This is a genomic window from Nannocystis pusilla (assembly GCF_020073745.1).
Classification (GTDB): domain Bacteria; phylum Myxococcota_A; class Polyangia; order Nannocystales; family Nannocystaceae; genus Nannocystis; species Nannocystis radixulma.
On the sequence record NZ_JAIRAU010000049.1, the window covers coordinates 19900 to 46625 of the forward strand.

Genomic DNA, 26726 nt, shown 5'->3' on the forward strand with positions numbered 1-26726 from the left:
GGGGCCGTCAAGCGCGAGCCGCGGACGTCGCTCGGCGACGCGTCCGCCGCCGCCAGCCGAGACCGGCCAGGACGAGCATCCATGCGCTGGAGCCACCCGCGCCACCCGCGCCACGGCAGCCGCAACCGGCCGTGTCGGTCGCGTTGCCGCTCGTGGCCGAGTCCTCCGGGTCGCCCTCGCTGTCGCCCTCGCTGTCGCTGCCGCTGGCCGATTGCGCCCCGCCGGTGGGCTCTTCGGGGGTTTCCACGCTGCACTCGGCGCTGCATCCGTCACCGTCTTCGGAATTCCCGTCGTCACATCCCTCACCCGCGCCGATCACCCCGTCGCCGCAGATGGCCGGCGGCGGCTCCTCGACGCCGACGATGCACACGTCGTCGATGTTCCAGCCGCCGAGCTCGAGGCCGCCGTCGGACGACAGGCGGAAGCCGAGCTGGATCGTGCCGCCGAACGCGACGGGCGTGATGTCGACGTCGTGGAAGTTCCACTCGCTGTCGCGATGATGGGTCTTGCTGTTGTTGTCGCCCATCATGCTGTTGAAGTTGCGCCAGCCGAGCTCGCCGTTGACCATGATCTCGGCCTTGTCGAAGTAGGCGTCCTCGACGTTGAGCCAGCGCTGGTACTGCAGGCGGATGGTGGCGAAGCCGGGCGGCAGCTCGACCACGGGCCCGGTCAGGTTCATCACCCGCTGCGGCGAGTAGCGGCCGTCGCCGCCGAGGTCGATGCCGGCGACCTTGTCGCCGGCGAAGGCCGCGGCGGGGTCGCCCGACTTGCCCTGCGGCGCGCCGACCTCCCACTCGGTGCCGAGGGTCCAGGCCGACACGTCACCCTCGAAGCCCTCGCACCAGATCGGCACGACCGGGCCGTAGTAGCGCTGATACCAGCGATAGGCCGGGTTGGCGGGGTAGCTGGCCTCGGTGCCGTCGCTGATGTCGGCGACCACGCGGTACTCGATCACCGTGCCGTCGAGCTGGGGCGGCAGCGCGGCGGCGAAGCCCTCGGGGGTGGCCGTCATCGCCGCGCTCTCGATCGTCTGGGTGCCGCGGATCCGCCACTCGAGCGTGGCGCCGGTCGGCGCGAGGTCGATGCACGAGCTCTGCGCCGCCTGGATGTCGAGCGCGACCGGGACCGTGCCGTCGCCCGCGGCCTCGAGCGTGCGCACCTTGCCGCCGAGGATCGCCGCGCCGACGAGGCCGTGCAGGTGGAACACCTGGTCGATGAGACAGCTGTGAGGTGTCCCGTTGGACAGGTCGCCGTCGTCGTCGTCGACCAGCAGCGCCTCGGGGTACATCGTCGGGATGTCGCTGGCGCGGCGGATCCCCTCGTACCAGATCTTGTCGGCCCAGGCGACGCCCTCGGCCTCGCCCATCTCCTCGACGAGCGCGACCCGCAGGTCCCACAGCGTGCCGCCGATGATGCGGCCCTCGTCGTGGGCCTCGCCGCGGTCCTCGGGCCAGTGCCACTCGTAGCCGTCGGGGTCGAGGTCGCGCAGCGGCTGGCTGTCGAGGAAGAACCCGCGCGCCATCCTCGGGTCGCCGGTCATCGTCGCGCTGAGGTAGTCGGAGATGCCCTCGGACAGCGCGCCCTCGAACAGACCGACGCCGGGGATGAGCGCCTGGTTGTGCACGCTGTGGCCGGTCTCGTGATAGACGACGTCGGGGATCCGCGCGGTGTTCTCGCAGTTCTCGTTGCCGTCGTAGAAGAACAGGTCGTCGCCGTTCGACATCGCGTTGCAGGCGCCGCTGCCGTCGCTGACGGTGACGCGCATCTCCTCGTCGAGCCAGGCGAGCGGCTCGCTGGCGATCGCCCGCACGTACTCCTTGGCGGCGTTGGCGGCGATGTACGCGGTGAGCTGGGCGTCGAGGTGCGGGTCGTCGGCGCCGCTCCACTGGACCTCGCTGCCCTCGTCGAGGCCGACGACCTGAGCGGCGAGCTCGCCGGCCTGGTTGATGATGCGGACGAAATCACCGCGCACGCCGAGGCCGATCTGCACGGTCGCGGCGTCGAAGCCGACGACGCCGGCCGCGTCGGTGGTGGCCGGGACGTCGTCGATCGTGACATCGAGGAAGGGCGCCGGCCGCAGCACGCGGTCGCCGTAGCTCGGGCTGCGCTCGGGGACGTCGTAGAGCACGGTGCCGCTGGCCGAGACCACGGTCGAGACGCGGGCCAGCGGCGCGCCGGTGGCGGCGTCGACGTAGACGATCCAGCCGCCGATCGGCCGCGCGGAGCTGACCTCGACCGCGCGCGCCTCGACGTAGCGGACCGGCCCGGCGCCGACGAGCGGGAGGATCACCGGCGCCGAGACGTCGCCGGCGACCGCGGCCGGAAACTCGGCGCGCAGCCACTCGAGCGCGCGCGCGCGGGCGAGGTCGTCGGCGACCGGGCTGTCCGTGAGGACAGCTCGCACGTGCGGCAGGGCCTCGCTGGCGATCAGCGCCAGGCGGTCGTGCTTGAAGCGGAGGCTGAGCTGACCGCCGACGACGCGGCGGCCGTGGTAGCGCTGGACGTAGCCGAGGCTGCGGATCCCCGCCGACAGGTCGTCGCCGACCAGCTCGAAGTCGTCGAGGCGAGCGCCGGGCGCCAGCAGGTCGAGGTGCGCGGCGAGGAAGTTCTGCGCGCTCCGCTGCGCGACCAGGGTCGACGCGACCGCCCCGCTGGCCGCGAGACCGCCGCCCCACACGCGCGTCGGCACGGCGGTGTCGGCGTCCCAGATCGCCTGCGCGTCGGCGCCGAGCTCGGCGGCGAGGCGACGCCAGGCGGCCGCTGCCACGCGCGGCGGGGTGCCCCCGAGGTCGACCGCTCGCTGCGTGCGCATCCCGACCCCCGGCGCGGCCTGCCAGGTGCCCGGCTCGACGGGGCGGGCCTGGGCTTCGCCCGCGAGTGACAGGGCGAGAATCGTGACGATGCTGGCGGAGCTCAGGAGACGGCTGAACATGGACTTCCTGGCAAAGCACGCTAGCCGCGTGCGCAAGTCGCCGTCAACCGACGCGCCGGGCCGCGATCCTCAGGGCAACGTCGGCGGCAGCTCCGCCGCGTCGTCGAAGATCTGCCAGCGCGCCTCCGGGACGCCCGCGAAGGCCGTGCGGTAGCGTGGGGCGTCGCGACCCTCGTCTGTGACGTCACGGATGTAGATCGCGACGACCTGGTCGGGGAACTCACGGTACGCGTCGGCGTAGACCTCGGGGTCGAGCTCACCGGAGTCGCCGACGAGCACGAAGCGCCGGCCCGGCGCGCCGGTGATGAGCGCGCGCAGCAGCGGGGCCTTGTAGCTCTTCGGGTCCTGAAACAGCGAGAAGAACGTCGAGTCCTTCGGGCGGAACAGCTTGAGGTGCATGCTGCCGGCGGGGAAGCCGGCCGCGTCGGTGAACTCGCGCAGCGCGTCGTAGAGCTGCCACGGGCTGGCCGACAGGTAGTGGAAGCCGGCGCCGGCGACGGCCCAGCGGCGGTACAGCGCCGCCATCGCCGGCACCGCCTCGAATTCTTTTAAAAAGGTCCGCTCGAGCAGGCGCTGCTTGTCGCGGACCTCGCTGATCTTGATCGTGTCGTCGACGTCGGACACCACCGACACGCCGGTGGGGTCGAGGCGGACGATCGTGCCGGTGAAGCTGCGCGGGTCCCCGGGTCGCAGCACCGCGGTCACCGCCGTCAGCGGCGCGGGCAGGTCGGCGTCGTCGAGGCGCAGCCGGGTCTCGCTGTGGCCGTTCGCGCCGGTGACCTCGAGGACATGTTCTTTCGTACCGATCTGGACGACGACCCGCTTGCCGCTCTCGTTGTCGACCAGGAACGCGCGGGCGCGCCGGCGGAACACCGCGTTGCTCTCCGAGCCCGGCGGCAGGCCGAGCGCGGCGACGAGGCCGTCGACCGTCGCCCCGCGGGGCCACGCGCCCTCCTCGGGCTCGAACACCCACGCGCGCAGGTCGACGCGCCAGCCGTCGCCGTCGCGCACGGCCACCGCGGGCAACAGGCGCACGTCCTCGTCGGCCTTGAGGTCGGACGGGAAACCGACGCGCTGCACGGCGACCTCCGGCTTGGCGGTCTGGGTCGCGAGCGGCGCGGGAGCAGGTGCCGGCGCAGGCGCCTCGCTCCCGCGGTCGCAGGCGGCGCAGCCGAGGAGCACGGCGGCGAGCGCCGGGAGGACCACGCTCGCCGTCACGAGCCGGCGGCCTGACATGTCCGCGAGGACAGCCGCTCGTGGGCGAGGGACAAACATGTCCGCCCGGACAGGTCCGCCCGCGCCGCGCCGGCCCGCGTCGCACATGTCCACGAGGACAGGTGCACACGCGGCCCGGCGGAGCCCCGGACGACCGCTCGCCGGACGGGTCACGCGGCCGAGCCCGCGCGCCCGACCGTCTGCTGCCAGGTCGGCCGCTCGCTGAGCCGGCGCCACCACGCGCCGACGCGCTCGCTCGCGTCGATGAGCCCGATCTCACCGCCGGCGGCCAGGTACTCGATGTACGGCATGAAGAAGATGTCCGCCAGCGTGAGGCCGTCGCCGACGAGGAAGTTGCGGTTGGCGAGCTGGCGCTCCATCACCGCGACCGCCTTCTTCACGCCCTTGCGGCCCTCCTCGACGGCGGCCATGTCGGGCTCCTTGCCGAAGAACTTGCTGAACACGAGGTTGTAGATGATCTTCATCGCCGGCGCGGTGAAGTTGGAGGTCTCGATCGAGATCCACTGCTCGACCAGCGCCCGCTGGCGCGCGTCGGCCGGCATTAGCGAGGGGCCCGAGAGCTTGGCGTCGAGGTAGCGGCAGATCGCCCGCGACTCGTACAGCTGCCAGCCGTCGTCGTCCTCGAACGCCGGGATCTGGCCCCACGGCTGCCGCGCCAGGTGCTCGGCGTTGTGGCCCTCGCCCTTCATGATGTCGACCAGGACGAACTCGGCCCGGTGGCCCTTCTCGGCCAGCGTCATCAGGACCTTGCGCGTACACGTACTCATCGGGTGTCCGTAGACCTTCATCGAACTCGCGTCTCCTGCTTCGCGGAAATGGGCGCCATGTGTAGCACGACCGCCGAGCGCGTGTCCGCGCCGGGCAGCGAGGCGCGAGACGGCCCGCGCGACGCTGTTCGCACGCCGGTCCATGGCTGCGGCCGACCGCGACAAGCCGGCGCGAACTTTGCCGACGGTCTACGGCGCGGTCTCATCCTCGCACGGTGGAGGTGGCTCCTCGCACCACACGGTCTTGTAGGCGTCACAGTTGCCGGCGCCTCCCGGACAAGAGGTATATGCGCGCGTGCACACGGCCCCGCGGACGTAGGTGACACGGGGGTTGTCGCTGAGCTCGCCGTCGACGATGGGAACGGTGACCAGAAGGTCGCACTCTTGTCGCTGGGTGAGCATGTTCGTGCCCAGCGGGATCCGCCAGGCGCTGGCGTTCGCGTCGTCCTCTGCCCGCATGACGATCGCGTCCTCGCCGTCCGGCTCCCAAACGTACGCCTCGTCGTAGGTCGGAGCCGTGCTGCCGCAGCGGAACCCCCCTCGGTAGGCTTTCCCGTCGGCGTCGATCTTGAGGTGGGTGACGCTGCAGTCGTTGGTATCGATGTTGACGGCCTCGTCCGACCAGACGCCCAGCATCCACGTGCCCACCTCGGGCATCGCCGGGGGGTCCGACCCGCACGCGGCGGCGGCCAGGACCAAGAATACAGCGCGAGAGTAAGGTCGAGTCAAATGCATGAGATTCCCTTTGTCGCCGTCGTCGTCGCACCGCGAGCGTCGCGCACCGACGCCTCGATCGTATGGGCCCCGGTCACGCCGTCGTACGAGGATCACTCGGTGACGACCACCGCCGAGGCCTTGCCGAACCGGCCGGTCGACGGCGTGACGGAGTGCCAGCCGTCGGGCAGCGCCGGCTCGGTGAAGCCGAACAGCCAGCGCGCGTCGGGCGGCGACAGGTTCACGCAGCCGTGGCTGCGCACCAGGCCGAAGCCGCCGTGCCAGAAGGCGCCGTGGAGCGCGACGTTATTGTGAAAGTACTGCGTCCACGGCACGTCTTCGATCGAGTAGGCGTCATCCTCGACCGGCTGGTCGCGCATCGACGTGGCGATGTGCTTGCTCTGCAGGCGGTGGACGCCGACCGGGGTCATGCCGGGCTCCTTGCCGGTCGAGACGAGGGTGGTGAACACCGGGCGGTCGCCGACGTAGGCGACGAGTGTCTGTTCGGACAGGTCGACGTGGACCCACTTCTCCTCGGGGCCGATGCCGGGCGGGCGCTTCAGCTTGTACGACTGGCCGACGGCGTACTCGGGCATCAGGTTGCCCTCGGCATCCTCGTAGAAGCGGGCGTTGCCGACGGTGACCTTGCGGACGAACGGGTGGCGCGAGCGCCGGGTCGGCTTCTTGTCCTCGAGCTTGACCAGTCCCTCGCCCTCGCCCGAGCGGCGCTGCAGCGGCGTCTCGCGCACGATCCAGTGCACCGGCAGGTCGTCCTCGCCGCGCAGCACCAGCCCCTGGAAGGTCGAGCCCTCGCGCTGCTCGAGCTGGTACTTGCGGGCGAACGTGCCGCGCAGGGTGCGGAGGAACTTGCGCTCGCTCTTGACCGCCTCGCCGGCGACGGTGACGTAGAAGCCGGCGTTGAGGTACTCCTTGACCACCGCCGGGACCCCGGGCGGGCGCTCGCTCGGCGTCGTGGGCATGAGCGATCGGCCATGTTCCGCGAGCCATGTCTTCGCGGCCATGTCCGCCTGGTCCTGCTCGCCGAAGCCGGGCAGGCGGTGGAAGAACGGGGTGCCGTCGTGCGAGACGCGCCAGTACTCGTAGGGCATGGCGGCGTCGAGGCGCGCGCGCGGGGTGGCGACGAGGCCGTCGTCGGGCGGGGAGTCGGCGACCTCGAGGCCGGCGTTGAGGCAGATCCACCCGGCCGGGTAGACCTTGTGCCAGCCCTTGGTGCAGCCGCCGCCGAAGCTCAGCTCGGCGTCGGCGCGCACGCGGGCGCCCGCGCGCAGGATGCCGAGGATCGGCGCGTCGCGCTCGGTCCGCTCGCGCACGACCGTGGCAACGCCGGTGACGAGGCCGTGCCTGGGGAACGTCGCCTCGAGCTCGGGGGTCCACTCGGGCGGCGCGACGTAGACCGGCGGGAACGCGACGAAGGTGCCGTTGGCGTCGGGCGTATAAGGATCGGCAGGAGCCTCCGGCGTGTCCGCGGCGATCGCGGGCGCCTCGCCGGACGCGTCGGCGGGCGAGATCGCGGGCGCCTCGGGCTCGGGCGCCGGGTCGCCGGCCGTTGCGAGCTCGCCGGTCGCCTCGGCGGCCGCCGCCTCGCCCTCGCCTCCGGGCCGGCGCAGGCCCGTCTCGTAGACCGCCGCTGATAGGACGACGCCGCAGAGAAAGCTCCCGACGCCCTCGATGAGCCGCCTGCGCTGCATGTCGCCGAAGGTGCCGCGGACGATAGCCGTGCGGCTCCGCGGTGGCAACCCGCTTGCTCCCGGCGTCGGGCCTCGTCCATGCTCTCCGCCGTGACCTTCGTCCCCGCGCCGCCCCGGCGTCCCGCGCCCGCCCCCGTCCTCGCACCGGCTCGCGGCTCGCGGCTCGCGCGATGGACGTCGGCGCTCGCGGTGGCGCTCACGGCGTCGTCCACCGCCGCGGCCCGGCCCGCGGAGCCGGCGCCGCTCGCCCGCGCCGAGCCGGCGATCGCTCCACCTGTATTTTCAGACATCTTTAAAAAGAATGAGGCCGAGCCCGCGCGCTCGCCTGGCGCTTCGGACAGCCGCGGGGCTGCGCCATCGCCTGTCCCTTCGGACAGCCGGCAGGACCGCGGCCGCGAGCCCGCGTCGGCGCGCGGCACCGCCCTGCTCGCTCGCAGAGAACCTGCTCCTTCGACGGGCGAACCGCCGCCGCCGTCCCCCGCTCCGGCGGACAGCGGCGACGAACCTGCTCCTTCGGCCAGCTCACCGGCGCCCGCGAGCCCGGACGCCGGCGCGGAAGAACCTGTCCCCGAGGACAGCGAGCGATCCGAGCGCAAGCTCGAGGGCCCGGGCGACGCCGCGGCCGTGTCGACCCCCGAGACCGCGGCGGAGAAGGCGGCCGAGGCGCCGACGAGCGGCGCGAAGCCGCCGCGGGTCGACGGCACCTACGTGGGCGGCACGATCGGCCCGGGCATCAGCTTCGCGCGGGTCAACGACTTCCCCACGCCGAACCCGTTCGCCGGCGGCGGGGCGACGTTTCGCGTCGGCGAGGTCATCTACCCGTGGATGAGCGTCGGCATCGAGATCAGCGGCAACCTCGCCTACCGGTCCGCCGACCCGCGCCAGCGCCTGCTGCAGGGCGCCTTCCTGGTCGACTTCGGCTTCTATCCGCTGGCGAAGAAGCAGCTGCCGCTGTCGCTGCGCGCCGGCTTCGGCGCGGGCGGCGGGGCGATCCGCGAGCGCGGCCGGACCGACCGGTCCGGCTTCGGCGGGGCCGTGTTCACGGCCGCGGCCCGCTACGAGTTCTTCCCCGGGGCGGCCAGGCGCCGGCCGACCCGCGGCGGCGGCTTCTCGATCGGCCCCGAGCTCGGCTGGATCGGCTTCATGCCGGCGGCCAAGGGCCGGCCGATGTCGCACACCGTCTACCTCGGGCTGTTCGTCGGCTTCTACTTCGGCTCGTGAGCGCGCGCCGGGACATGTCGCCGAGAGCATGTCGCCGAGGGCATGTCGACCAGGACATGCCGCATCGGACATGTCGCTTTAGCCAGCTCAGCGGCCGTACATCAGCGCCGCGACGACGAGGGCGAAGATCGCCGCCAGCCAGGTCATGGTGGTGGCGTTGAGCGGCGGCGGGCCCTGGACCGGCAGGCGATAGGCGAGCGGGCCGGGCGCCTCGGCGGGCGCCTCGGGGCGCGGCATCGCGGCCAGCACGTGCTTCACTTCGGGCGGCGGCTCGGTGCTGCGGCGGTCGACCTCGACGTGGACCAGCAGGTCGCCGGGACGGCCGTCGGGGTGCGCCTCGCCCTGGCCGCGCAGGCGCACGACGCCGCCGGGTGGGAAGCCGGCGGGCAGCGACAGGCGCACGCGGTCGTCGGTGTCGAGCGAGGACACGACGCGGCGCGCGTAACCGCCCTCGGCCGCGAGGTCGAGCGGGACGCGGACCTCGAAGGGGAACGGGAGGCCGAGGGCCCAGGCGGGGACCGTGACGTCGGCGTGGAGGTCGCGGCCGCGGGGTCCGGGCGCCTCGGGTTCGAAGATGCTGCCGAGCTGCGTCACCGCGGGGCCACTATACCGCGCGCCTCGGCGCTTGCGCCACGGCCCTGGGTGGTGCCAAAACGCGAAGGATGGTCGAGGTCAACTTCGACGGCCTGATCGGGCCGACCTACAACGATGGGCTCGCCGCCGGCGTCGTGCCGAGCCAGCGCGCCGGATCGACCACCAACCCCAGAGCGGCCGCCCTCGCCGGCCTGGCGAAGATCCGCCTGGCGCGCTCGCTCGGCCTGCGGCAGGCGGTGCTGCCGCCGCACCCGCGCCCCAACCTCGGCTGGTTGCGCCGGCTCGGCTTTCGCGGCGACGACGAGCGGGTCCTGCGCGCCGCGAGCGAGAACGACGGCATGTGGCTGCGGCTGTGCAGCAACCCCTCGTCGATGTGGGCCGCCAACACCGCGACGGTCGCGCCCAGCAGCGACACGCGCGACGGCCGCGTGCACTTCGTCGTCGCCAACCTGCAGCACATGCTGCACCGCGCGCAGGAGCCCGAGGTGACGCACGCGGTGCTGTCGGCGATCTTCCGCGACGAGGCGCGCTTCGCGGTCCACGAGCCGTTGCCGGCGGTGCACCAGCTCGGCGACGAGGGCGCGGCCAACACCTTGCGCCTGCAGGTCGGCGAGCGGCCCGCGGTCCACGTGTTCGCGTGGGGCCGCGGCGCCTACGTCCGCCACGCGGCCTCGCGCGTCCCGGCGCGCCAGACGATCGAGGCCTCACAGGCGCAGGCGCGGCTGCTCGAGCTCGAGCCGGCGCGGGTGATGTTCCCGCAGCAGCACCCGGACGGCCTCGACGGCGGCGCCTCGCACACCGACGTCCTCGCGGTCGCCCACGGCTCGCTGCTGCTGATCCACGAGCTCGCGCTGCGCGACGTCGGCAGCGTGCTGACCGAGCTGCGGCGGCGCCTCGGCTCGGCCCTGCAGGTCGCGCTGGCCCGCAACGCCGACCTGCCGCTGCAGGACGCGGTGGCCACCAGCGTGTTCGGCAGCCAGTTCTACACCTTGCCCAACGGACAGCTCGGGCTATTGGTCGCCGCCGAGAGCCGTGAGAACGCCGCGGCCCGTGGTTACCTCGACCGCCTGATCGCCGACGGTCACGTGGCGGAGATCCGCGAGGTCGACCTGCGACCGGCGCTGCGCCACGGCGGCGGACCGGCGTCGCTGCGCCTGCACGTGCGCCTGAACGACCAGGAGCTGGCCGCGCTCGGCGGCCACGTGCTCGTCGACGACGCCCTCGACGCCGCCCTCGTCGCCTGGGTGGAGAAGCACTACCGCGACCGCCTCACGTCCGACGACCTCGCCGACCCGCAGCTCTTGCGCGAGGTGCAGACCGCCCTCGACGCGCTGACGCAATTGTTGGAGTTGGGATCGGTGTACTCGTTCCAGCGCTGACCGCGGCCGGCGCCGGCGCGGCCCGGCGCCGGCGGCTCCTCCGGGGGCGACCGAGCACGCGTGACCTGGGCAGCGGCGAGGCGCCCGCGGCCGGGTCGCCGCTGTTGGACATCGGCTACATTGACGGGACCATGACATCCCCCTCTCCGCAGGCTTGCGCGCTCGCCGATCTGCTGGAGCACCGCCGCGAACTCATCCTTCGCCGCTGGGCCGACCGCGTCCGCGCCGGCGATCTGGTCGGCGCGAACGTCAGCGAGCCGACGCTGCACGACAGCCTGCCCGACTTCCTCGACCACGTGGCCCTCGCCCTGCGCCGTCGCGCGCCGGAAGGGGTCACGGCGCCCGCCCCGGCCGCCGCCGAGGATGTCGCCCGCGAGCACGGCCGCCAGCGCTACCGCGTCGGCTTCGACCTGCGCACGCTCGTCATCGAGTACGACCTCCTGCGCGAGGTGCTGTTCGACATCATCGACGAGTCGGGCCTGCCGCTGCAGATCGGCGACCTGCGGGTGCTGTGCGCCGCCTTCGCCCGCGGGATCAGCGAGGCCGTCGACCAGTTCTCGCGCGAGCGCGACCTCGACCTGCAGGCCGGCGCGGCCGAGCGCGAGCGCGTCAGCGAGTTCGAGCGCCAGCTGATCGCGATCGTCTCGCACGACCTGCGCAGCCCTCTGGCGGCGATCCTGATCGCGGCCGAGGCCGCGGCGCGGCGCGGCGCGCTCGACGACAAGACCAGCCGCCTGCTCGTGCGGGTCCAGACCGGCGCGCACCGGGCCACGCGCCTCATCAACGACCTGCTGGACTTCACCCACGAGCGGAAGTCGGGCCGGATCCCCGTCAGGCCGCAGGACGTGTCGCTGCGGGCCCTCGTGCAGGAGTCGATCGACGAGGCGGCGACGATGTTCCCCGAGCGCGTGATCGAGTACGCCTGCGAGGACCCGATCGCCGCGCGCGTCGACCCGGACCGGATCGCCCAGGTGCTGTCGAACCTGCTGACCAACGCGCTGAAGTTCAGCCCGCCGAGCACGGTGGTGCGCGTGACGACGCGGGTCGACGGCGACGTGGCCGTGATCGAGATCCACAACTGGGGCCCGCCGATCCCGCCGCACCGCCACGGCTCGATCTTCGAGGCGTTCGAGCACGGCGACCTGTCGACGCAGACGCGCGCGTCGCTGGGGCTCGGGCTCCACATCTCGCGCCAGATCGTGCTCGCGCACGGCGGCGCGATCGACGTCTGCTCGAGCGCCGAGTGCGGCACCACCTTCACGTGCACGCTGCCGCGGCAGTCGCAGCCGGTGCCGGTGCCGCTGTCCGTCTAGACGCTGCGCCTTTCGGGTATCCTGCCCGGCATGTCCGGTGCCGAGGGAAGCGTGACCGAGCCGTCTCCGTCGTGGTTGAAGCCGCGCCCGCCGATCGTCGGCGGCGACGACTACATCGCCAGCCTGCGCGGCCGCGGGCTGCGGGTGTATCTGCTCGGCGAGCGGGTGGCGGAGCCGGTCGACCACCCGATCCTGCGCCCGTCGATCAACGCGGTCGCGCGCACCTACGACCTCGCGCTCGAGCGGCCCGAGCTGGCGACCGCGGTGGTGGGCGCCACCGGCGAGCGAGTCAACAGGTTCCTCCACGTCACCGAGTCGGCGGCCGACGTCGTGCAGCAGAACAAGATGCAGCGCCGGCTCGGCCAGCTGACCGGGACCTGCTTCCAGCGCTGCGTCGGCATGGACGCGATCAACGCGCTGTACACCACCACCTGGCTCATCGACCAGGCGCACGGCACGCCCTACCACGGCCGCCTGCGCGCGTTCGTGCGGGCGATGCAGCGGCAGAACCTGGTGGTGGGCGGGGCGATGACCGACGTCAAGGGCGACCGCGGCAAGGCGCCGCACGAGCAGAGCGACCCGGACATGTTCGTGCGGGTGGTCCGGCGCGAGCCCGGGGGCGTGGTGATCCGCGGGGCCAAGGCGCACCAGACCGGCTGCATCAACTCGCACTGGATCGTGGTGATGCCGACGATGCGGCTCGGCCCGCGCGACCGCGACCACGCGATCGTGTGCGCGGTGCCGGTCGACCACCCTGGCCTGACCTTCGTGGTCGGGCGGCAGTCGTGCGACACGCGGGCGCTCGAGGGCGGCGCGGTCGACGTCGGCAACGCGCGCTACGGCGGGCAGGAGGCGCTGATCGTGCTCGACGACGTGTTCGTGCCCGACGAGCTGGTCTTCATGGACGGCGAGTTCGAGTTCGCGGCCGACCTGGTCGAGCGCTTCACGGCGTACCACCGCCGCAGCTACGTGTGCAAGGCCGGCGTCGGCGACGTGCTCATCGGCGCGGCCGCGCTGATCGCCGACTACAACGGGGTGCCGCAGGTCTCGCACGTGCGCGACAAGCTGGTCGAGATGGCCCACCTCAACGAGACGATCTACGGGGCCGGGATCGCCGCCTCGCACGAGTCGACGGCCACGCCGGCCGGCAACTGGCAGAACGACCCGCTGCTGGCCAACGTGTGCAAGCACAACGTCACCCGCTTCCCCTACGAGCTGGCCCGCCTGGCCCAGGACCTCGCGGGCGGGCTCCTGGCCACGTTGCCCTCGGAGCACGACTTCGCCGACCCCGAGGTCGGGCCGCTGCTGAAGAAGTACCTGCGCGGCCGCGACGGCACCTCGGCCGAGGCGCGCGCGCGGGCGCTGCGGCTGATCGAGAACCTGACGCTCGGGCGCAACGCCGTCGGCTACCTGACCGAGTCGATGCACGGGGCCGGCTCGCCGCAGGCGCAGCGGATCCAGATCGCGCGGCAGATGCAGGTCGAGGACAAGAAGGCGCTCGCCCGCGCGCTGGCGGGCATCACCGACGAGGTCGACGGCAAGGACCCATGAGACATGTCCATTGGAGCATGTCCTCGGCGGCATGCTCCCGGCGACATGTTCTCCGGTTCACCCAGGCTTGACGCCCGGCTGCGACGCCTGCAGCGACCACTCGAAGTTGTCGAGCAGCACCAGGGAGTCGTACCAGGGGTCGCCGGTGTCCCACAGGACGAACCGGATCTCCATCGTCTCGCCGGGCTGGACGTTGCCGGACATCTTGAGCCAGCCGGTGCCGCCGCCGGCCTGGTTGTTGGTGCCGCACCAGCCGGGGTCGTCCTTGAAGTGCGGCGCCGGCTCGCTGGTGTGGAAGCCGGTGCCGGCGAGCTCGCCGTTGCCGCTGCAGCTGTCGTAGCTGCCGCTCGGCGGGTAGGCGCAGCTGATCTGGCCGTTCTTGCACTGCGTGAACAGGCCGGGCGCGCCCTTGAGGATGTTGACCCCGAGCGGGAACAGCTGGTTCATCTGGTTCTTGTAGATGGCGACGTTCTTGTCGGCCGGGTTGCCGGCGCCGTTGCCGTCGACCAGCGTCAGGAAGAAGTCGTTGTACGGGCTGCACACCCACTCGGGGTACTCGCTCGAGAAGAAGTACACGTAGGCGCTGAACGACAGCGCGTTGGTCGGCACCCGGATCCGCAGCTTGAGCTGGATCGTGTCCTGGCCGGTCGCGCCGCCGCCCGGCTCGGGGCAGCCCGGCGCGTTGGGGAAGTTGTTGCCGTTGGCGGCCAGCCAGTCGGCCGGGACCGCCGCGGGCGTGGCCAGATCGGTGCCGCCCTGGAACGCGGAGAAAGCCGGCTTGGTGTCGGAGGTGTCGGCGGCGTGGCCGGTCGACAGGACCGCCAAACTCTGGTTCTTCTGCGGGACGATGACGGTGCCGAACCCGGAGCGGATCGACTTCGCCGCGGGGGCCGGCGCACCGGCGCCGTTCGAGCGGTTGAAGGCGCCGGAGATCACGCCCCACTTGCGCTCGGCGAGCGGCGGGTCCTCGGTGGTGAACTGGCACAGGTCGATGGCGCGGGCGTACTGCAGCGCGTCGCTCGAGTCGCTGGGCAGGCCGCCGTCGCACGCGGGCAGGACGTTGTCGGGCATGCCGTCGCAGTCGTCGTCGACCATGTTGCCCATGACCTCGAACGCGCCGGGGTTGACGAGGTCGGGGTTGAGGCAGTTGGGGCCGATCTCGTCGCAGCAGTCGCCGCCGCACACGGTCCAGCCGTCGCCGTCGGCGTCGCCGTCCTCGTCGGTCTCGCCGTCGCAGTCGTCGTCGAGGTTGTTGGCGCACACCTCGCCGGCGACCGGCAGGATCTCGCCCTGGCACGGGCCGAAGCCGGTGCCCTGCGGGTTGCACACGCGCATGCCGGCCTTGCAGGTGCCGACGTCCTTGGTGCCCGGGGGGCCGCCGTAGCAGGCCTCGGCGACGCCGGGCGTGCACTTGCAGCTGCCCTGGGTCTCGCAGCCGTTGCTCGGGTCGCCGTCGCAGTCGGCGAAGCCGCCGCCGCAGGGCCCGAGGACGCACTGTCCCATCGAACAGGTCGGCTCCGCGTTGGCCAGCGGCGAGCACGGCTCGCAGCCGCCGCAGTGGTTCGGGTCGCCCAGCAGGTCGGCGCAGGCGCCGGCGCAGCAGGCCAGGCCGCCGGCGCACGGCTGGGTGGCGCTGCAGCCCGGGGCGCAGGCGCCCGCGTCGCACACCTCGCCGAGGTTGCAGTCGGCGTCCCCGTTGCAGCCCTTGCACGTGTGGTCGGCGAGGTCGCAGGTGGTCGGCGGGACGCAGTCGCCGTCGCCGGCGCAGCCGGGCTGACAGCCGTCGCCGGCACAATACTGTCCTTCGGGACAGCCGGTGGGGCAGCCGCCCGGAGCGGTCAGGGGCGTGGTGGTCTCGCCGCCGGTCGCCAGGGTCTCGCCCTCGCTCGTCGTCGGCACGGCGGTATCGGTCTCCGGCCCGGTCGTCGCCGTCGCGACACCGGGGGCGCTGGTGATCATCGCCGTCGTGGCGTCAGAGGCCGTCGCGGCCGGGCGGTCATCGTTGCAGGCGGACGACAGCGAGACGAGCGTGATACCTATCGGGACGAGGCCCCGGCAACTGATTCGCATGCTCGCAAGATGGGACCCTTGCGCAGGCGTGCCGCCGCGACGGCGGCAAACCTGCCCGCTCGGGGAGCACGGCGCGACGCGGCCGCGCGACGGTGCGCGCGGCTCGAATCATGCGCTGTGGCCGCCGCGCGGCGGCGCTCAGCCGGCGGTGCAGTAGTACTCGACGTCGGCCTCGCCGGCGATCTTGAGGTCGGTGCAGGCGGTGCCGCACAGCTCGATCGCCGCGTACGGCATCGGCTCGACGTAGCGCCAGCCGCTCTCGGTCGCGCAGTCGGTGATCTTCGGCACCTCGGTGTTGCCGATCTTGACGATCGTCTCGTCGGGGAAGGCCGGCGGGGCGTCGAGCGCGACCACGCAGCTCTGGGCCTGCTGGACGATGGCGTTGAGCGCGTCGCTGAGCTCGATCGCGTTGCTGGCGCTGTAGAACTTCTCGTCGCCGGCCTTCGGCACGCCGCCGGCCTCCGCCAGCTCGTTGAGCTTGTCGTACGGGTTGATCCCGTTGGGGCTGCCGTCCTGCTGCATGCCGCTGACCATGTTGGCGATGGCGATGCCGATGACGTAGGTCGGGATGCCGTCGACCATGAACGCCTCGCCGACGAGTGGCGCCAGGTTGTCGTCGTAGGCCTCGAACAGCTGGTTGAGGTTGCCCGCGGTGGTGCTGCAGTTGGCGGCGCCGTCGGTCACCAGCATGACGACCCGCGGGATCGCCGGGTCGAGCGTCTTGAGGTGGTTGAGCGCCGCGGTCATGCCCCGCGCCGTCGGGGTGCCGCCGGCGATCGTCATGTTGGTCTGCGCCGGCAGGACCGGGATGATCGCGTCCTTGTTGAGCTCGGCGACCGGCACCTCGACGTTGTCGTTCACGACGCAGGCCTGCATGTTGTAGTCGCCGCTCGCCGACTTCGACGGGAACAGGTTCATGCCGAAGTTGAACTTGTCGTTGAAGTCGGTCAGCACCTGGGTGACGACCGCGTAGAGGCTGTACCAGCGCGTCACCTCGGGGGTGTTGGCGTTGGCGTCGTCGTCCCACTTGTTGAGGACCATCGAGCCCGACTTGTCGAGCACGAGCATGGTGTTGGGCTTGACCGGCTGGACGGTGACGGAGATCTCCTGGCACGGCGTGTCGCCGGTGGTGCCCATCGTCGTCATCGTCGAGTTGGTGGTCGTGGTCTCGGGCTCGGTGGTCGGGCCCGCGGTGGTGTCGACCGGCTCGGTGGTGCTCTCGGTCGCCGTGCCCTCGGTCGTCGTCGGCGCGGAGCTCGACTCGGTCGCGCTGGCGGTGCCCTCGGTCGTCGTCGGCGTGTCCGTCGTCGTCGAATCGGTGCTCGGGCCGGTCGTCGTGATCGGCGGCAGCGTCGACGTCATCGTGTTGTCGGTGGCGGTCGCCATGTTGTTGCCGTTGTCGCCGCAACCACCCGCGAGCCCGCAAGAAGCCAGGAACAGAACACCCGAAAGACGTCGCATCACCACTCTCCCGCGCGAAAACGGAGTAAATGTCGACAGCGACTATAACTCAGGGTCCGCGCGCGTGTCCGACTGTTTTTGTGCCGACGCGGGCGCAGAGGCGTCGGCGCCGTCCGCGGGCGGTGAGCCGCTGTCGCTGTCGACAGAGGTGTGGTCGTGGACGATGTACCAGCCGCGACCGTCGCGCCGGAACACCAGCGTGAAGACACCCGCGCCGGCCTCTTCCGTCTGCGTCAGGCGCCAGCGACCGAGGACCACCGCGCTGCGATGATCGAGCCCGCGGATGTCGAGGATCTCGAAGTCGAGGTGGCCCATCGTCTCGGTCTGCGCGCCATAACGCTCGAGGTAGCGCGCGCGCGCCTCGGCGAAGCCGCGCCGGATCGCGCCGGCTGCCGTGAAGAGCAGCTGCTCCGACGGTTCGTAGGCGCGCAAGAAACCGTCGAGGTCGCCGTGGTTCCACGCCGCGGACTGCTCGGACAGCACGCCCTCGATCGCGCGGCGATCGTTGCTCGTGAAGCGACACCCGCCGACGACGACGACGACGACGCCGAGCAGGACGAGGACCCCTCCGCGCCAGATCCCTCGCGCCGCGCCCCCGCGAGGGGCGCCGACGGCTCGCCCCGGACCGCTTCTACGGCCCCCTGCATGGCATTGAGCCGCGTTATCGGGCGACATGTGCTCCGCGTCACACCTTCGGGCGCCCGGGACGGTCAAAAAACCTGGATAAGTTGCCCAGAACACAGCCCGAGTATAGCTCAGGGGCCCGCCGCCGATGCCCGAATCTCTTCCGCAACGGATCTTTTCTCGCATCGCGAGCCTGAGCCTGAGCCGCCCGGGGCTGGTGCTTTCGGTCGCAGGTCTGTTCGTCGTCGGCTCGGCGGTGACGCTGCCGCAGCTGCGCGTGTCGACCTCGCGCTACGGGCTCGTGTCGGACACCAACCCGGACCAGGCCCGGATGCTGCGCTTCTTCGACCGCTTCGGCAACCCGGACGCGCCGGTGCTGGTGGTCTCGGGCGAGCGCGCCGAAGATCGCCGCGCCGTCGTCGACCGCCTCGTCGCGGACCTCGAGGCGGTGCCCGAGCTGCGCGGTCGCGTGCTGGCCCGCGTCGGGCCGAGCGAGGTCGCCGAGGTGCTGTTGCTGCAGCGCCCCGAGATCCTGTCTCAAGTGACAGGTAGTCTGCCGCCCGACGTGGCGCTCGCGCCGCTGGTCGAGGGCGGTCTGCCGGCGTGGTTCGGGGCGATCGAGGGTCAGCTGCAGGCCGGCCTCGACGGCGAGGCGGCCCCGCAAGATCCCGCGCGCGCGGCCGAGGGGCTCAAGCAGCTCGGCGGACTGGCGAGCACCTTCGACCGCTACCTCGGCGGCGAAGATCTGATGCGCGCGGCGATGCAGGCGCAAGCCGGCGAGGCGCCGGTGCGCGGGCGCGACGAGGCCGGCTACATCCAGACGGTCGACGGCAAGCACCACATCGTCAGCGTGTTCCCCGAGTTCCTCGGCAACGAGGTCAGCGACTTCGCGCCGCTCATCACGCGGATCAAGGACATCCGCGAGGCCGCGCTCGCGGCCGGGCCCGCGGGGGTCACCGCCGACCTCACCGGCCTGCCCGCGCTCGCGGTCGAGGAGCAGCGGCTGGTCAGCCGCGGGCTGGTCCAGTCGAGCATGTGGTCGGGCATGGCGATCCTGGTGCTGTGCCTGGTGATGCTGCGCTCGCTGCGGCAGACGGTGCTGAGCCTGGTGCCGCTGCTCGGCGGGCTCGCGCTCACGCTCGGCTTCGTCTACTGGTACTACGGCTACCTCAACCTGATCACGTCGAGCTTCGTGTCGACGCTGCTCGGGCTCGGCATCGACTTCGGCGTGCACATGATGCACCGCTTCAACGAGCAGCGGCGCGCCGGCTCCGACGTCAGCGGGGCCATCCGCGAGGCGCTGATGCACACCGGCCCGCCGATCCTCGTCGGCGCGCTGGTGACGGTGCTGGCGTTCCTCACCACGCTCGGCTCCGACTTCACCGCCTACGCCGAGCTCGGGGTCATCACCGCGGTCGGCCTCGGGTTCGTGGTCCTGTCGACGTTGTTCGTGCTGCCGTCGCTGCTCGCCGTGGCCGGCAAGACCGGGCTCGCGGCGGTCAAGAAGGAGCCGCCGCTGGTGCACCGGCTGGTCGGCTTCGTCGCGCGCGCGCGCGTGCCCCTGGTCGCCCTCGCGGTGCTGGCGGCGATCGGCGGCGGCTGGGGCCTGTCGCGGATCGCCTTCAACGGCCGCTACTTCGACTTCTTGCCGCGCAACAGCGAGAGCGTGCGCGCGCTCGAGGCGCTCGAGGGCGATCCGCTGATGAGCCCGGTCTACGCCAACGTCGCCGCCGACAGCGTGGAGGAGGCGCGGCAGAAGACCGAGGCGCTGCGGGCCCTGCCCGAGGTCGCGGGGGTGCAGACGGCCACCGACCTGCTGCCGCCGCTCGACGCGACGCGGCTCGAGCAGCTGCGCGCGATCGAGAAGCTCGGGCCGCTGCCCGACTTCGCCAGGCTGGCCGCGCGGGCGACCACGCCCGAGGAGCTGCTGCCGAAGATCAAGGCGATCGTCGACGCGCTCGACGAGGTCCGCTTCGCCCTGCAGCAGGGCGGGCAGCCGGTCGAGGCGGTCGACCAGGCGCAGGCGGCCTTCCGCGCGCTGCGCGACCGGCTCGACAAGGCCGGCCCGGACGAGCGCAAGCGGCTCGCCGCCGCCGAGCCGCAGGTCGCCGACCTGCTCGCGCGCGCCTGGACCACCGCCAAGAACGTGGCCGCGCGCGGCAGCTACCTGCCGACCGACCTGCCGCCGCTGTTCCGCGCCCGCTTCGTCGGCCGCGACGGCACCGGCCTGGCGATGTTCGTGGTGCCCGCGGTGTCGCCGTGGGAGTCCGCGTCGGCGGCCCGCTTCCGCGACGCCGTCGTCGCCGTCGCGCCCGACGCCTCGGGCCTGGCGATCAACATCGAGCTGCACTCGTCGATGATCGTCGCCGGGTTCCGCCGCGCCGCCCTGTGGGCCGCGCTGCTGATCCTCCTCGTCGTCACCCTCGAGCTCCGCTCGCTCCGCGACGGCGCGCTCGCGCTGGTCCCCACCGTGCTCGGCTGGCTGTGGATGCTCGGCCTGATGGCCGCCGTCGGCCAGACCTTCGACGTCGCCAACATCGTCTCCCTGCCGCTCGTCATCGGCATCGGCACCGCGTTCGGCGTCCACTTCATGCACCGCTGCCAGGAGAGCGAGCAGCACAACAGCCACGCCCGCCTCGACGACCTCGTCCGCGGCACCGGCAGCGCCGTGGTCCTGTCGGCCCTCACCACCATCGCCAGCTTCGCCTCGCTGACCCTCAGCGACTACGGCGGCATGAAGAGCTTCGGCCTCGTCATGGTGCTCGGCATCTCGAGCTGCCTGGTCGCCAGCCTGCTGGTCCTGCCGGCCCTGCTGCTGATGTTCGGCCGCGTCCGCATGCACTGAGCCGCCGGCATGCTTCGAGGGACATGCCCGAGCGGGCATGTCCCTCGGCGCAGGTGCGAAAGCTCAGAGGTGGCGCGTCTCGGCCGGCGGCGACTGCCAGTTGTTGTTGGCGCCGTCGGAGTAGTTGATCGGCGCGTCCGCCAGCGCGCTCCAGTCGACGTCGTCGAGGCAGGCGAGGTTGATCATCACGAAGTCGCCGCCGAGGACGTCGAGGTGGCCGCGGCCGAACGGGCGCACGCCGCAGCGGCGGCAGAACAGGTGGTGCATGCTGTTCGAGCCGAACTGGTAGTCGGACAGGGCGCCCTCGCCCTGGAGCAGGCGGAAGGCGTCGGGCTTGACGATGGTGCCCCAGGACCGCGTCTTGGTGCAGATCGAGCAATTGCACTTGCCGCTGCCGGCGGCCACGTCGATGTCCGCCTCGAACTGGACGTCCTGGCAGTGACAGCTCCCCTTGAACGTTTTCGCGCTCATGCGTCTGCCATAGCCCCGGGGCCGCCTGGCTGTCAATCGCCAGGCAGGCGCGGGGCAGGCATTCGAGCGCGAAGGTGCCGGGTGCCGGCGCGTCGGCCCGCGACCGAATTGGCGACCCCCGAGCGAGAGCGTCACGAGGCGACGGCCGAACGCGGCCGCGTGGTCGGAGGCGGCGGCGGGCGCGGGCGAGCGGCCTCGGTCGAGCGGTGGGCGGCGCGCCTGCATGAATGCGGTGGAGCGCCCCGACCCGGAGAGCGACCTCGTGCGGTGTGAAGGCCGATGACTTCGGGCCACGGGCCGCCTCTCGCCACGAGCGGCGGACACGGCTGGGGCTGGTACTCGTCGGCGCCGCGCTCGCTCGCGTGCGAGGGCGTCCCGGTCCAGTACGCCTCCTTGCAGCCACGCCGCATCGCCAGAGGTGCTTCGCTCATGACCACCGAGACGCTCGGTCGCGTCGCAGTTCCGCTCGCGGCGACGCTGACCGCCATCGCCACCGCTCCTCTCCTGAACCGGGTGTCCGAGGGCGCGCCGTTCGTCGTGTTCCACCTCGCCGTGATCGTGAGCGCATGGTGCGGCGGGCTCCTCGGCGGGCTCCTCTCGACGCTGGCTGCCGTCGTCGTCGCCGAGCTCTTTCTCTTCCAGCCCTACTACTCGCTGACCGTCGCCAGGATCGCAGAGGCGGCGCTGCTCGGCGTCTTCGCCCTCACGGCGTCCCTCATCAGCTGGTTGGTGACGCGGCGGAAGCGGGCGGAAGAGCGGCTGCGGTACGCCCTGGCGGCGTCCACCGACGGTCTGTGGGACTGGAACATCGCGGCCGGTACGGTCTTCTTCAGCGATCGCTGGCTGGAGTCGCTCGGCTTCACGCGCGACGAAGTGCCCGGCGCCATGGTCGAGCGGGAGAAGCGGGTGCACCCCGAGGATCGACCCCGCATGCAGCGGCTGCTCGCGGAGCACCTGGCCGGCCACACGCCGACTTACGAGTGCGAGAATCGACTGATGACGCGGTCCGGCTCCTACCGCTGGAACCTGGCGCGCGGCCACGTCGTCTCTCGCTCCGCCGACGGGACGCCGCTGCGAATGGTGGGGACCGACGTCGACATCAGCGAGCGGAAGCAATTCGAGCTCGCCCTGGCCGCCAGCGAGGCCCGGTTCCGGCGCATGGCCGAGGCCGCCCCCGTGATGATCTGGCTGGCGGCCGAGGGCCAGGGCAGGACCTACTTCAACGAGCGCTGGCTGGCGTTCACCGGGCGCACCCTCGAACACAGCCTCGGCCACGGATGGCTCGACGACGTGCACCCCGAGGACCGCGCGACGGTGGTGCAGGGCTTCCAGGAGGCGCTGGCCGCAGGCGCCGCGTTCCGCTGCGAATACCGCCTGCGCGCCGCCGACGGGGCGTTCCGCTGGGTGCTCGACTGCGCGGCTCCGTTCGAGACGGACGGCGGTACGAAGGCCAGCATCGGCTCGTGCCTCGACATCACCGACCTCAAGGAGATCGAGGCGCAGCGGGCGGCCCTCGTCCGCGAGCAGGCGGTGAGCCACGCCAAGGACGAGCTCCTGGCCCAGGTGTCGCACGACCTGCGCAACCCCTTGATGGCGACCATGCTGTGGGTCGACAGGCTGCGGGATTCAGCCCGCGATGGCCCGCGCCTGCAGCGGGGTCTCGAGGCGATCAGGCGCTTGACCCATAGCCAGCTCATGCTGGTCAACGATCTCCTCGATCTCTCGCGGCTCGTGTTCGGCAAGCTGTCCTTGAACATGACCGAGGTCGACCTCCCGCGGCTGGTGAACACCACTCTCGAGCTCGTCCGCGGCATGGCCGAGCTCAAGCCGGTGCTGCTGGAGGTCGCGATCGATCGCCTGGCGGGCCCGGTCCGCGGCGATCCGGAGCGCCTGCAACAGGTGCTGTGGAACCTCGTGACGAACGCGATCAAGTTCACGCCGTCCGGCGGCACCGTGACCGTCCGACTCGGCCGCACGGAGCGCGGCGTGAGGATCGAGGTCGCCGACACCGGGCGGGGGATCCATCCGGAGTTCCTCCCGCACGTCTTCGACCGCTTTCGCCAACAGGACGCCGAGGCCCAGGCCCACGGCGGTCTGGGCCTCGGCCTGTCCCTCGTGCGCGAGCTCGTCGAGCTGCACCACGGGACAGCCCGCGCCGAGAGCGGCGGAGAGAGCCAGGGCGCCCGGTTCATCGTCGATATCCCGCGCGCCGGCGGCGGGGCGGGCGGCGAGGATGAATAGCCCACCTGTCCTTCGGGCCATCCGTCGACCCGCCGAGCCCGCTGCCCGCATCCCACCGACTCCGCGCGAGGATTCGCCGGCGAAGACGAGCACCCGAGCGGGTATTGCGCGCCGACCGGCCCGGCGGCCGAATTGTCGGTTACGGCGCCGCTGCGCGGCCGAGCGTGCGCCGACAGGCCGGCACGAATCGGTCGCCATGCGCGCGGACACCCCGTGTGGGTCGACCGTAGGCGCTCCAGCGGTACGTTTGCCGCGTGTCCCAGCACGAGACAGGCCGACTCGTCGCCGCTCGTTATCGCCTCGAGCGTGTCCTGGCGCAGGGCGGCATGGGCAGCATCTGGGTCGCCCGCCACCTCCAGCTCGACGTGGACATCGCCATCAAGTTCATGGCCCCCGAGTTCGCCAGCTCCCCCGATCTGCGGGCCCGCTTCGAGCGCGAGGCCAAGGCCGCGGCGATGCTCAAGAGCCCGCACGCGGTGCAGGTCCACGACTACGGGATCGAGGACGGCGCGCCGTACATCGTGATGGAGCTGCTCGAGGGCGAGGACCTCTCGGCCCGGCTGGCGCGCGAGGAGCGGCTGTCCTTGCCAGCCACGCGACGGATCGTCGAGGACGTGGGCAAGGCGCTGCGCCGCGCCCACGAGATCGGCCTCATCCACCGCGACATGAAGCCGGCCAACATCTTCCTGGCGCGCCAGGCCGGCGAGGAGGTCGTCAAGATCGTCGACTTCGGGATCGCCAAGTCGACGGGCGTCCTCGACGCCGACCAGCCGACGCAGGCCGGCGCGGTGCTCGGCTCGCCGCGCTACATGAGCCCGGAGCAGGTCCGCAGCAGCGCGCAGGTCGATCATCGCACCGACCTCTGGTCGCTCGGCGTGATCGCGTTCCGCTGCCTCACCGGCCGCCTGCCCTTCCCCGGCGGCGAGGTCGGCGAGGTGTTCGTGGCGATCTGCACCGCGCCGATCCCCCGCGCCTCCGAGGTCGCGCCCGACCTCGGCCCCGAGGTCGATCGCTTCTTCGAGCGCGCCCTGACGCGTGACGTCGAGCAGCGGTTTCAGAGCGCGGCGGAGCTCGTCGAGGCGTTCGCGGCGCTGCCCGGCGCTCACGACGGGGCGCCCGGCGCGGGCGTGCAGGCCTGGCGCGGCGCGGGCTCCGACGCGCGCATGAGCGGCGCCGAGGCCGAGTTCCTGCCGACCCTGCCGGCCAGCGGCACGCTCGTGCCCGCCTCCGATCCGCGACCCGACCGGCGCGGGCGGGTCGCGCTCGTGATCGTCGGCGGGGTGGCGGCGCTCGGGCTGTTGATCTCCCTGTATCGGCGCGCGCCGGCGCCGATCGCCGAGCCAGCGCCCGCCGAGGCCAGCGCGACGGCGACGATCTCGCCGCCTGCGCCCCCTGCTGCCGAGCCCCCTGCGAGTCCGCCGGCAGCGACGCCCGCGTCCCCGGAGCCCGCGCCGGCGGCCCCCCCGTCCGCTCCCGCCGACAAGCGAGCTCGACCTGCCGGCGCAGCGAAACCCGCCCCGTCCTCCGCCAAGTCGCGGCGCTCCGGCGCCGCGCGGACGAACCGCAGCGATGATCTGCTCAAGCACATGTAAGCCCGCCCGGCCGCGCGGGACGACCCTCCGCCGCGTGGCGCTGCTCGCCTGCGTCGCCGCGCTCGGGCCCGCCGACGTTGCCGCCGCCGCCGCGCCCGCTGCCGGCGACCGTGCGGCCGCCGAGGCGCTGTTCGACGAGGCGCGCGCGCTCGTCGAGGCCGGCGACTTCGCGGCCGGCTGCCCCAAGTTCGCCGCCAGCATGAAGCTCTACGCGGCGACGAGTACCGCCCTCAACCTCGCCAGGTGCCACGAACACGCCGGCGAGCTCGTGGCCGCCCGGGACGCCTATCACCAGGCCCTCGCGCACAACGGCGAGACCCGGGGCGCGCGGCGGCGCAAGGGCCTCGAGGCGCTCGCCAACGACGGCATCGCCGCGCTCGCGCCCCGGCTGCCGCGGCTGCGCGTCGTCGTCGAAGGCGCGCCCGCCCGGCTGGCGGTGACCCGCGACGGTCAGCCGCTCCCCGCGGACGCGCTCGGACAGGCACAGCCCGTCGACCCCGGCTCCCACGAGATTCACGCCAGCGCGCCGGGCCACCAGCCGGTGCGCCGGGTGGTCGAGCTCGCCGAGGGCGAGACCGAGACCGTGACTCTGCAGCTCGCGCCGATCCGCCCCGCCGACCCGGCCGCGGAGCCTCGTGGCAAGCCGCGCCGCCGGGCCGTCCCCGCGTGGGCGTGGGCCACCGGGGCACTCGGCCTCGGGCTGGCCGGCGCTTCGGTGTACTTCCTCGTCGACGATCTGGCCGCGATCGACGCCCTGAAGACGCACTGTCGCGACGTCCCGGGCGGCACCTATTGCGATCCCGACTACGAATTCGCCGCCGACAACGCCCGCAAGAACCGCGACCTCGGCCTCTTCATCGGCCTCGGCAGCGCCGGCCTGGTCGCCATCACCGCCGCCGTGGTCGGGATCGTGAGAGCGTCGCCGGCGAAGCAGAAGCCGGCGCGCAGGGCCGCGGCGGGGCCGTGGCTGGCGCCCGGCGGCGGCGGGCTCAACATCGGCGGGAGGTTTTGAGGTGAGCACGACATCGCCGCGATCGGGGCGCTTCGACCCGTCTTCGCAGCGCGAGCGCGTCGACGCCGGCCATCCCCGCCGAGACGCCCGTGCGCGTCGCCTCGCCGGCGTCGCGCTCGTCGCCGCCGCGGCGTGCATCCCCGACGTCGAGCCGAATGTGCTGTCCCTGCCGCGCTGCGAGGGGGTCGAGCCCGGCTGCGGCGACGGCGGCGGCGACGACTGCTGCGCCGGCGGGCAGGTCGCGGGCGGCAGCTTCGACCGCGCCAACGACCCGGCCCTGACGGCCTCGGTGGCGGACTTCGAGCTCGACCGCTACGAGGTGACCGTCGGCCGGTTCCGCCAGTTCGTCGCCGATTACCCGCGCGACCGCCCGCAGCCGGGCGCCGGCGCGCACCCGCGTATCGCCGGCAGCGGCTGGGACCCCGAGTGGGACGCCATGCTGCCCGCCGACGAGCCGGCGCTGCGAGTCTCGCTGCAATGCGACCCCAACTTCCGCACCTGGACCGACGCGCCGGGCGACGCCGAGGCGGCGCCGATCAACTGCGTATCGTGGTACCTCGCCTTCGCCTTCTGCGCCTGGGACGAGGGGCGGCTGCCGACCGAGGCCGAATGGAACTACGCGGCCGCCGGCGGCAACGAGCAGCGCCCGTTCCCCTGGGGCGCCGAGCTGCCCGACGATTCGCGCGCCGCGTTCGGCTGCGACACCTCGGTCACCGCGTGCCTGCTGCCCCGCGTCGGCTCGAGACCCGCCGGCGACGGCAAATGGGGCCACTCCGACCTCGCCGGCAGCGTGGCCGAGTGGGTCCTCGACTATCACGGCCCCATGCCGCCGTCGTGCCAGGACTGCGCGCTCCTCGAGGACGCGAACCTCGGCCGCGAGGCCCGCGGCGGCGACTTCGCCCACCCCGACGTCGCCACGACCTTCCGGATCGGCTACATGCCGGACACCCGGCACACCTTCGTCGGCTTCCGCTGCGCCCGCTGAAGCGCCGCG

The 26726-nt window shown here is 72.5% G+C and carries 19 protein-coding genes; 9 read left to right on the forward strand and 10 right to left on the reverse strand.

Going from position 1 to position 26726, the window contains the following annotated elements; translation table 11 throughout:
• Window positions 1-7: 7 nt before the first annotated feature.
• The 5 genes from K7C98_RS35950 to K7C98_RS35970 form a co-directional block, all read right to left on the reverse strand.
• Window positions 8-2932: a hypothetical protein gene (locus tag K7C98_RS35950; RefSeq protein WP_224196393.1), complete on the reverse strand. Its 2925-nt coding sequence runs from the start codon at window positions 2930-2932 to the stop codon at window positions 8-10.
• 69 nt (window positions 2933-3001) lie between these two features.
• Complete coding sequence (locus K7C98_RS35955; protein WP_224196394.1) at window positions 3002-4168, reverse strand: phosphatidate phosphatase App1 family protein; 1167 nt, start codon at window positions 4166-4168, stop codon at window positions 3002-3004.
• Window positions 4169-4317: 149 nt separating this feature from the next.
• On the reverse strand, window positions 4318-4956 hold the full coding sequence (locus tag K7C98_RS35960; protein WP_224196395.1) for a glutathione S-transferase family protein: 639 nt from the start codon (window positions 4954-4956) through the stop codon (window positions 4318-4320).
• Window positions 4957-5124: 168 nt separating this feature from the next.
• Entirely contained in the window at window positions 5125-5592 is a 468-nt protein-coding gene (locus K7C98_RS35965; protein WP_224196396.1) for a hypothetical protein, read from the reverse strand.
• A gap of 170 nt (window positions 5593-5762) precedes the next feature.
• The gene (locus K7C98_RS35970) at window positions 5763-7358 is read right to left on the reverse strand and encodes a L,D-transpeptidase (protein ID WP_224196397.1); all 1596 of its coding nucleotides are present in this window, start codon (window positions 7356-7358) and stop codon (window positions 5763-5765) included.
• Window positions 7359-7448: 90 nt separating this feature from the next.
• Between K7C98_RS35970 and K7C98_RS35975 the strand changes: the two genes are divergently transcribed.
• A complete protein-coding gene (locus K7C98_RS35975; RefSeq protein WP_224196398.1) occupies window positions 7449-8579 on the forward strand; it encodes a hypothetical protein in 1131 nt (376 codons plus the stop codon).
• Between the two features lie 87 nt (window positions 8580-8666).
• Here the strand turns inward: K7C98_RS35975 and K7C98_RS35980 are convergent, their stop codons facing one another.
• The gene (locus tag K7C98_RS35980; RefSeq protein WP_224196399.1) at window positions 8667-9173 is read right to left on the reverse strand and encodes a DnaJ C-terminal domain-containing protein; all 507 of its coding nucleotides are present in this window, start codon (window positions 9171-9173) and stop codon (window positions 8667-8669) included.
• A gap of 68 nt (window positions 9174-9241) precedes the next feature.
• On the opposite strand from K7C98_RS35980, the gene K7C98_RS35985 reads away from it, so the two are divergent.
• The 3 genes from K7C98_RS35985 to K7C98_RS35995 all read left to right on the forward strand — a co-directional run bounded on the left by K7C98_RS35985 (window position 9242) and on the right by K7C98_RS35995 (window position 13416).
• A complete protein-coding gene (locus K7C98_RS35985; protein ID WP_224196400.1) occupies window positions 9242-10552 on the forward strand; it encodes an N-succinylarginine dihydrolase in 1311 nt (436 codons plus the stop codon).
• Between the two features lie 131 nt (window positions 10553-10683).
• Complete coding sequence (locus K7C98_RS35990) at window positions 10684-11865, forward strand: sensor histidine kinase (protein WP_224196401.1); 1182 nt, start codon at window positions 10684-10686, stop codon at window positions 11863-11865.
• Between the two features lie 30 nt (window positions 11866-11895).
• Window positions 11896-13416: a 4-hydroxyphenylacetate 3-hydroxylase family protein gene (locus K7C98_RS35995; protein ID WP_224196402.1), complete on the forward strand. Its 1521-nt coding sequence runs from the start codon at window positions 11896-11898 to the stop codon at window positions 13414-13416.
• A gap of 57 nt (window positions 13417-13473) precedes the next feature.
• Here the strand turns inward: K7C98_RS35995 and K7C98_RS36000 are convergent, their stop codons facing one another.
• The 3 genes from K7C98_RS36000 to K7C98_RS36010 form a co-directional block, all read right to left on the reverse strand.
• Window positions 13474-15486, reverse strand: coding sequence for a choice-of-anchor L domain-containing protein (locus K7C98_RS36000; protein ID WP_224196403.1), 2013 nt, complete (start codon window positions 15484-15486; stop codon window positions 13474-13476).
• Between the two features lie 138 nt (window positions 15487-15624).
• Window positions 15625-16947, reverse strand: coding sequence for a vWA domain-containing protein (locus tag K7C98_RS36005; protein WP_224196404.1), 1323 nt, complete (start codon window positions 16945-16947; stop codon window positions 15625-15627).
• A 42-nt stretch (window positions 16948-16989) separates the two neighbouring features.
• On the reverse strand, window positions 16990-17757 hold the full coding sequence (locus K7C98_RS36010; protein WP_224196405.1) for a YybH family protein: 768 nt from the start codon (window positions 17755-17757) through the stop codon (window positions 16990-16992).
• 31 nt (window positions 17758-17788) lie between these two features.
• Here K7C98_RS36010 and K7C98_RS36015 point away from each other — a divergent pair, with 31 nt between their 5' ends.
• Window positions 17789-20416: an MMPL family transporter gene (locus tag K7C98_RS36015; RefSeq protein ID WP_224196406.1), complete on the forward strand. Its 2628-nt coding sequence runs from the start codon at window positions 17789-17791 to the stop codon at window positions 20414-20416.
• 63 nt (window positions 20417-20479) lie between these two features.
• Here K7C98_RS36015 and K7C98_RS36020 read toward each other — a convergent pair whose 3' ends face one another.
• The gene (locus K7C98_RS36020; protein ID WP_224196407.1) at window positions 20480-20887 is read right to left on the reverse strand and encodes a GFA family protein; all 408 of its coding nucleotides are present in this window, start codon (window positions 20885-20887) and stop codon (window positions 20480-20482) included.
• Window positions 20888-21316: 429 nt separating this feature from the next.
• Between K7C98_RS36020 and K7C98_RS36025 the strand changes: the two genes are divergently transcribed.
• The 4 genes from K7C98_RS36025 to K7C98_RS36040 all read left to right on the forward strand — a co-directional run bounded on the left by K7C98_RS36025 (window position 21317) and on the right by K7C98_RS36040 (window position 26717).
• Window positions 21317-23128 (forward strand): sensor histidine kinase, encoded by a 1812-nt coding sequence (locus K7C98_RS36025; RefSeq protein WP_224196408.1) that lies wholly within the window; start codon window positions 21317-21319, stop codon window positions 23126-23128.
• A 254-nt stretch (window positions 23129-23382) separates the two neighbouring features.
• On the forward strand, window positions 23383-24720 hold the full coding sequence (locus K7C98_RS36030; protein WP_224196409.1) for a serine/threonine-protein kinase: 1338 nt from the start codon (window positions 23383-23385) through the stop codon (window positions 24718-24720).
• Between the two features lie 34 nt (window positions 24721-24754).
• A complete protein-coding gene (locus tag K7C98_RS36035; protein WP_224196410.1) occupies window positions 24755-25732 on the forward strand; it encodes a carboxypeptidase-like regulatory domain-containing protein in 978 nt (325 codons plus the stop codon).
• Window position 25733: 1 nt separating this feature from the next.
• Window positions 25734-26717 (forward strand): formylglycine-generating enzyme family protein, encoded by a 984-nt coding sequence (locus K7C98_RS36040; RefSeq protein WP_224196411.1) that lies wholly within the window; start codon window positions 25734-25736, stop codon window positions 26715-26717.
• The last annotated feature ends 9 nt before the right edge of the window (window positions 26718-26726 follow it).